The 6,825-nt window shown below is 33.2% G+C and carries 5 protein-coding genes and 2 pseudogenes; 2 read left to right on the forward strand and 5 right to left on the reverse strand.

Translation table 11 applies throughout. The annotated features are described in order from the left end of the window. Positions 1 to 119: 119 nt before the first annotated feature. Positions 120 to 347, forward strand: a pseudogene (locus tag FTV09_RS16510) (transposase domain-containing protein); the annotation flags it as partial. A gap of 156 nt (positions 348 to 503) precedes the next feature. Here the strand turns inward: FTV09_RS16510 and FTV09_RS16515 are convergent. The 4 genes from FTV09_RS16515 to FTV09_RS16530 form a co-directional block, all read right to left on the reverse strand. After that, positions 504 to 1,643: a hypothetical protein gene (locus FTV09_RS16515; protein WP_180058913.1), complete on the reverse strand. Its 1,140-nt coding sequence runs from the start codon at positions 1,641 to 1,643 to the stop codon at positions 504 to 506. A 21-nt stretch (positions 1,644 to 1,664) separates the two neighbouring features. Continuing rightward, on the reverse strand, positions 1,665 to 2,705 hold the full coding sequence (locus FTV09_RS16520) for a hypothetical protein (protein WP_180058914.1): 1,041 nt from the start codon (positions 2,703 to 2,705) through the stop codon (positions 1,665 to 1,667). A gap of 130 nt (positions 2,706 to 2,835) precedes the next feature. Continuing rightward, positions 2,836 to 3,747, reverse strand: coding sequence for a ParB/RepB/Spo0J family partition protein (locus FTV09_RS16525; protein ID WP_180058915.1), 912 nt, complete (start codon positions 3,745 to 3,747; stop codon positions 2,836 to 2,838). 11 nt (positions 3,748 to 3,758) lie between these two features. After that, positions 3,759 to 4,535, reverse strand: a complete 777-nt coding sequence (locus FTV09_RS16530) for a ParA family protein (RefSeq protein WP_078194342.1) — start codon at positions 4,533 to 4,535, stop codon at positions 3,759 to 3,761. A gap of 943 nt (positions 4,536 to 5,478) precedes the next feature. Between FTV09_RS16530 and FTV09_RS16535 the strand changes: the two genes are divergently transcribed. Beyond that, a complete protein-coding gene (locus FTV09_RS16535) occupies positions 5,479 to 6,657 on the forward strand; it encodes a replication initiation protein (RefSeq protein WP_111861408.1) in 1,179 nt (392 codons plus the stop codon). A gap of 50 nt (positions 6,658 to 6,707) precedes the next feature. On the opposite strand, the pseudogene FTV09_RS16540 reads toward FTV09_RS16535, so the two are convergent. Continuing rightward, positions 6,708 to 6,825: pseudogene (locus FTV09_RS16540) on the reverse strand (IS982 family transposase); the annotation flags it as partial.

Below are 6,825 nucleotides of genomic sequence, written 5' to 3' on the forward strand. Positions count from 1 at the left end.
GTCAACGATGTATAACCGGGTGCCGAATGGCGCCTTAGCAGAGGCTTGAGCCGTGTGCTGGGAAACTCGCATGCACGGTTCTTAGGGGGTTGGACGTAGGTAACTGCGTCTGACTACCCGACAATCAAATGCGACCTTGGGCCTTAGGGCGCAAGAACTGGCTGTTTGCTGGCTCGCTGCGCAGCGGCCAGCGAGCGGCGAATATCATGACTTTAATCCAGTCAGCAAAGCTGAATGGCTTGGATCCGTATGCCTATTTAAGTGATGTGCTGAAAAGGCTGCCGACGCATAAAGCGACCCAAATAGAAGAATTACTGCCACATCGCTGGAAATCCAACTCAAATTAAAAAATAGGCATGGGGTTCAGCGGACGCTTACGTTTTAAGCCACAAAAAATATAAACCATTATTTATTAATGACAGATGATATTAAGCCTATTGATGATAGATGAATTACCAAAAATATAATTTATTAAAATTAATGCCCCGAAGGGCATATTTAATTTATTTATTGTCTTCAAACTGCCAATACACATCACCCCAATCACTTTTAAAATCAGGAAAAATATCACCTTGACTAAAATATTTTCTAGAGTTTCGTTTTGCTGTAGTGAACCAAAAACCTGATTGAGGACACGGTTCGCCAGCTTTTACATTGTGTATAAGTTCATAATTAGTTGAATCATTGAGTGGATGATTAATTCTTTGCCATTCATTTCCATCGTAACGAATCAATTTTTTATAAGAAAGTATCCATAGAACGCCTTCTTTTTCTTCTATGTATACAATTCCTTTAATATCATTAATGGCATCTACTAAATGATAAACTCCTTCATCGTAGATATATAATCCATCTTCAGAAGCAATATATAACTTCTCTTTAAAATATGCTGAACAATAAAAAGTTGAATTAATACTTATATCTTTTAAGTTTTTAAAACCATCTTTAAAATTACCTTTTAATAAAGTTCCATATCCTCCCGAAATGATAATATTTTTCTTATCAGGGCAAATTGTAATTCCAAACAATGGAGACGGAGTCATTCTGTCAACAGGTTCCCAGTAAGAACCATCAAAATAGGCAATAAAACCTTCATTTTTTTTGGTACCGCAAACATAAAGGCTATTTGAGCTAAATCCGTTTATATCATAGAGATTGATATCAAATGCCAATTCTATGTCTAATGTTAATTCACTAGATTTAGGCATATCTAATGATGATTCAGATAGACCTAAATCTAAAGAATTCCAACCATTACCAATATTTGTATAAATCTGTGCGCCATCGCCACAAACATATAATGAATTATCAATAGTTCTAATTCGATTGAATTGTCCTTGTATTTTAGAGTCGTCTGTCTCACGTATTTTTTCGAGTTTATTCTTATTTTCTTGAAATATTCCTAAGTCACCATCTTGTTCAAGTGCAAGTAATGAAGAGATTCCAGAATTTTCAAAATAAGCAACAGAAACAACTCTCCAACCATCTAAATCCATATCTATCCAATCATCGGATTGATATTTATAAATAAAAGTTTTTGAAAACAGGTCCCAAGTATCCAAATTATCAAGATTAGATGTTATATAAAAATTAGATTGGCTGATAGCACAACCAGTAACAAATGTGACTGATGAATTATTCATTAAATTTTATCTCGACATAGATTATTTAAAAGGTGATCCAAAAACACCAGTAGGTAACGTTCTAGCAGTATTACCTCTAACATCAACTCGAACTCGATAATTAGCAGCTAATCCTTTTGCTTGATGATAGACACGCAATTGGGTAGCTAAATTTGCGGCATTGCATTTTTTTATAACACTAGAAACAGCTTTCGCGCCTGCAATTTCAACTTCTACTAAGGGAGCCGTAGCTTCTGGCATATGAATACCTTTTAACGCCTTTTCGTAGATACTGTATTGTCGGTGTATTCTACCATGTTCATTCGTAGCAGTTGGTGTAGCTCCTTCAACACATACTACTAAACCATCACCTTCACTTATCGCATTTGGTAAAGAATTTCTACCCGTCCCTGTTCTAGTACCTAATCTAAAGCATCTGTCTGGAACAACATGGTGCCCAGTTTTACCTAACGGTTTACATGTATCAGGGTGATAAGGTCTTAATATACATGGATTATCAAGGTCCTTATCTTTAGGTGGTTTTTCTTTATCGGGTGTCTTTTCTTTTTGGGTATGAGTCGTTGAGGTAGATTTACCCGATTGTATATTTACATCATATCTACCGGTGGGAATGTTGGCCCCATTCGCACCAGCCATACCCAATTGAGGTTGAGGTAGTAATTCCTGAAATTTTCTCTGAATTTCATTGCAGAGATCGCTAATGTATTTTTTTATCGCATTCTTTGCATTAGTAATCTCAACTTTGAACTTTTCCAAAGCCGATTTTAAACTACCGCGAACTTTATTGAGGAAACCATTAATAGCTTGAATTAAACGATCAATACATTTGTTTAATGCATTTAATGCTGTTTTTCCCATCTTTTGCCATGGCTTAGACCTGAGCCATGCTTCAGGAGCATTGTTCCATGGGCTTTTTATTTTTAGCTTTTTGAAGGCACTCTCAAAGCCTTCCATCAATTTAAAAATTTTTAATTTATTAGCTTCCTTTGATCTTGCGGCTTTGACAATGGTTTTAACAGCCGAACCAATTTCAGGAATGACTCCAAATGCAGTAAGAGCCAACGCTTTATAGTTATCAGATATAAATATATATTATAAAAAAATTGTTTTTTATTAAGATTAATTTTATTACTAGGTATCCCCAAGATTATACTATCAGACATATTTTAAAGAAAAGAAGTGTAGCAACTTGCTACACTTCTTGATTTTTTTCCACCAACTCTTTCAACAGGGTTTCTAATTTTTCTAAGCTAGCATCATCAAAATGAGAAATTTTTAAAGAAACCTTTAATAACTTATCATTAAATTTAATATTCCCAGCAACTTTCCCAGCATATTCAATTTTTTTTACAAGCGATGTTGATGGAGAATCGTTATTATCTTGAACTAGATATTTCGTAGCTTGTGCAACAGCCTTAGTTTGCTCAAGTTGGCCATTCTTTACTTTTGTCCAAACAGTTAACAAGGCTTTTTCAGCACGTTGTTTTATTTCGTCGTGATCTGCAAGAAATTTTTTAAAAGCTGTTGCAGCAGTTCGACCTAATAACTGGGGCTCATTTACCAAATCATTCAAGATGGCTTTAGGCAACTTTTCAAAAGATAAATATTTATACATGTCTTCGCGATTTAAGCCTAAAGACTTCGCTAAACGTTGTTTATTTTTCTTTAAATTTTCATCCAAACCTACTAGACCAATATAGATTTCGAAGTCTGTTAAATCCTGGCGTTTTAAATTTTCAGCTAGTGTAAGTAGTGAAGCTTCTTCATTATTTGCATCAATAATAATGGCTTCAATAGTCGATTTTTTTAGAATTTCATGCGCACGTAATCGACGTTCACCTGCAATTAGTTCAAATTTTAAATTTTCAAGTTTACGAACAGTGATGGGTTGCAACAAACCAACTTCATCGATCGATTCAGCCAGTTCTTTGATTTCCTGCTCATCAAATTTTCTACGCGGTTGATAAGGACTCCGTGAAATGTCTTCAATGGGGACATTTCGTCTAAATTCCTTTAATTCCTTGATATTATCTTTTTGAGCTAATTGATGCTTTTGAGTATTTTGTTTCAGCTTTTGAGCTAAAAGTTCTTTTGCAGTTGCCATAAAATTCTCAATCAGTTAACTTTAGCTAAAACTTCTTTAGCTAAACTTTCAAAAGCCTTTCGAACCTTTCCACTTTTGTCTAGCTTAAGTAAAGACTGCTGCATAATTGCGGCTTGATTTACTTTTGTACTTTGTGGAATAGTCGTTTCCATAATATAGCCCACTTGCTTAAATGCTTCATCACGAATGAGTTTACAAACATTTTGTCTCTCATCGTGCTTAATAAGTAGTGCACCTAATAATTGTAGCTCCGGATTGATTCGCTTTATTTTTTCTAAATGATTAAGTAAGTCTGTAACACCATATAGACCATATTGTGAGCCAGATTCAATCGGGATAATTACATGTGTTGAAGATGCTAAAGCATTACTCGTCAATAGTTTTAAACTTGGAGGGCAGTCAATTAAAATAAAATCATAAAGATCTTTTAATAGTTCTAATTTTGTAGTGAGTTCTTCTGATGGTCTTGGCGCATCTTCTTTTAATTGGTCCTCAGTTTTTCCTAAATTGAGAGAACCATAAATTAGTGAAACATTATCAAAATTAGTATCTTCTTCTAAAGCGTCAGTAAGTAATGAGACATCACCTACTAATAACTCAGCGGTTGTTACTCCAACTTCACTTGGATGTTTTAAACCAATATGCAAGCTAGCATTTGCTTGAGGATCTAAATCAATCACAAGCACTTTTTTTCCTAAGTTTGCTAGCTCAGAGGCTAAATGAACAACTGTTGTTGTTTTACCACAACCACCCTTGTGATTCGCAACAGCAATAATTTTTGCAGACATACTTGTCAAATCATTCTATATTTAAAATTACTATTAATATAAATAACTTTGGGCTAAGTTACTACACCTTTTAAATTTAAAACAGTCATTTGTATAACGCTAAAGCAATTTTAAATTTAAAGTTTTATATAGCTAGCTTATTTAATAATTAATAGTAATTAATAATTAAGTTAATTAATAATTAAGTTGATATTTTTCATTTAAAAACAATACCATATCAGCTTTAAGGTGGAGGGTTTGTCATCTTAAAGTGGAAGAGTTGTCTTCTATAAGTGGAAAGATGATCACTTAAAAGTGGAATATATGTCACTGTAAAGTGGAGTATTTGTCACTTAAAAGTGGAGTATTTGTCACTATGGTGGAATGTTTTTCACTGTTAATTATAAAATATATGTATTATCATTTAAAAAATATATAAAACAATTATTTATGATGTTGATAACTTAATGAATTTAAGTGCAAGAGTGGAAAAAAAATCACTTACAAAAATAATATTGTGGATAAAGTTGCAAGGCTTTTTTTTACTACACCATTTTTTGATATATTCATTGATCTAAGAGTGGAAAGAATTTCACGCACTCACCCTAGAATGCAGATATTTTGTTCTTATGACTAAACTCGATATTTTTTTTCAGTGATCTGCGTTTTTAAAGGTGGAAAACTTGTCATATCGAAATAGGTTAATTGATTATTTAAAATCCATTATGGGTGTTTATTCATCAATCCGTATTTCTATAAAGAATCAAAAACATCTAAAAGTGGAGTGTTTGTCATCTTGGAGTGGAATTTAAAAATATATTTCCACTTTAATGGATTTTTACCTAAATTTGGTGACAAGTATTCCACCTTAGGTTTTTTTAGGTGAAAGTGTTGAATCTTTTTCCACTTTTTTATATAACATGCATAATCAAGTTAAGCACACTTAAAATAGTTAATACACTTTATGTCAGAACTAAGCCATAACAAAGAAGAGCTGGATTCAATCCCGTACTGCATAGGTAATATTCGTCACAATGGGGTTGTAAGTACTAGCAATCGTTTGATACGACCTATTGAATTGTCAGCGAATGAATATAAAGCACTTTTATATGCGATGGCTGTTGCCAATTACGGTGAGAAGAATCATATCGATAAAGAGATTAGTGAACAAACATACATCTATCTGTATAAAGATGATTTAGCTGAATTACTGGGATTAAGTAAGCGAAATTCAATTAATGTAGCCATTGATCGAATTTACAAAGAACTTTCATCCCGTGTGGCGCACTTTGTAATTGAAGAACCTGTAGATGATATAAAGAAAAAGACTAAAAGAGTTCACTCGGTTGTCCCTATTATCCGTGAGTTAAGATGGGAAGATGATTCAAAGAATGCACTTCAAATCAGATTTACCAGTGAAGTATTACCTTACTTTACTCAATTAGCTGGTGGTAATTTTACTACATACCAACTAAAACATTTATTTGCTCTAGATTCAGTTGCAAGTATGAGTCTTTATACCTATTTCATAAAAAACGAATTCAAATTTAAGACTCAAGAAATCTACGAAGTTCCATTATTATTAGAGAATCTCAGAGCTCTAATTGATATAAATGAAACTAAATATGACCGTTGGGTCGATTTTCGACGTTATGTATTAGATAAAATTGTAGCTGAAATTAATGAAAACACCGATCTACAGTTAGAATATGAAACAATTAAAAAAGGACGCCCTATTGTAGGCGTAAAATTTAAACTACATCATCGTGGTTTTGAAAAGCCTGTAATTGAAAATAAAAAGGCCGAAAAATTAAAGATCTACTTAGATGTTCCATTTGAAGATAATGCTGAGGTAAAAGATCTAGGTGCAAAATTCGATACCACTGTACGTTCATGGTATATTTTTAATGATGATGCTAATTATTTACAGCTTGAAAAGTGGTTTAAGACTGTAGGTTGCCTCACAGACTCTCAAGCAAACGTTGTTATCAATGATTCATTATTTCAAATGGATTTTGCTGAAGTTGGAATGAGCTTAAGTGACTTTAAGAGAAAAATGAAAAATAAATTGAAAACTGATAGTAAATTTGTGGAAGACATCAAGGATCGTCTAAATGAAATTTTCGGAAAGGATATTATCTAGGAGTGTAGCAACTTGCTACACTTTTATCAGCTATTCTTAGTTAACCCCAGTTACGGATAAGCTAAATTTCTAACGACATGAATTTTTGGCTTATTCTTCTGACAGAGTTGATAAGCACATAGAGAAGAAAATATGCCTGCTAGGAAACCGGAAATAGCCCGATGTTTA

Source organism: Acinetobacter sp. YH12227 (assembly GCF_013417785.1).
GTDB classification, from domain to species: Bacteria; Pseudomonadota; Gammaproteobacteria; order Pseudomonadales; family Moraxellaceae; genus Acinetobacter; species Acinetobacter gandensis.

Coding starts and splice junctions, on each gene's coding strand:
- FTV09_RS16515 (WP_180058913.1), bottom strand. CDS start 1,643: ATGAATAATTCATCAGTCACATTTGTTACTGGTTGTGCTATCAGCCAA.
- FTV09_RS16525 (WP_180058915.1), bottom strand. CDS start 3,747: ATGGCAACTGCAAAAGAACTTTTAGCTCAAAAGCTGAAACAAAATACT.
- FTV09_RS16530 (WP_078194342.1), bottom strand. CDS start 4,535: ATGTCTGCAAAAATTATTGCTGTTGCGAATCACAAGGGTGGTTGTGGT.
- FTV09_RS16535 (WP_111861408.1), top strand. CDS start 5,479: ATGTCAGAACTAAGCCATAACAAAGAAGAGCTGGATTCAATCCCGTAC.